General features: G+C 58.5%; 1 protein-coding gene. It reads left to right on the top strand.

What is annotated here, in order from left to right; all coding sequences use genetic code 11:
- A partial coding sequence (locus JWH17_RS23440) for an arginine deiminase family protein (RefSeq protein ID WP_232371274.1) occupies positions 1 to 381 on the top strand: 381 nt, incomplete at both ends.

Raw genomic sequence — 381 nt, forward strand, 5'->3', positions numbered from 1 at the left:
GTGCTGGTGATCGGTCGTGGCTCCGTGCTCATCGGCATGTCCGAGCGCACCACGCCGCAAGGGGTCGAGCACCTGGCTCGCAGCCTGTTCAAACACGGTCAGGCCAAACAGGTCATCGCCATGCAACTGCCGAAACACCGCAGCTGCATGCACCTGGATACCGTCATGACCCACATGGATATAGATACCTTCTCCGTCTATCCGGAAGTCATCCGCAAGGACGTGAACTGCTGGAGCCTGACTCCGGGCGGTGCCACCGGCATGAACATCAAGGAAGAGGGTTACTTTGTTTCCGCCATTGAAAAAGCGCTGGGCGTGGATCAGCTCAAGCTCATCACCACGGGTGGTGACAGCTTCGAAGCCGAACGCGAACAGTGGAAC

The sequence above is a fragment of the Desulfogranum marinum genome, from assembly GCF_016918565.1.
GTDB classification, from domain to species: domain Bacteria; phylum Desulfobacterota; class Desulfobulbia; order Desulfobulbales; family Desulfobulbaceae; genus Desulfogranum; species Desulfogranum marinum.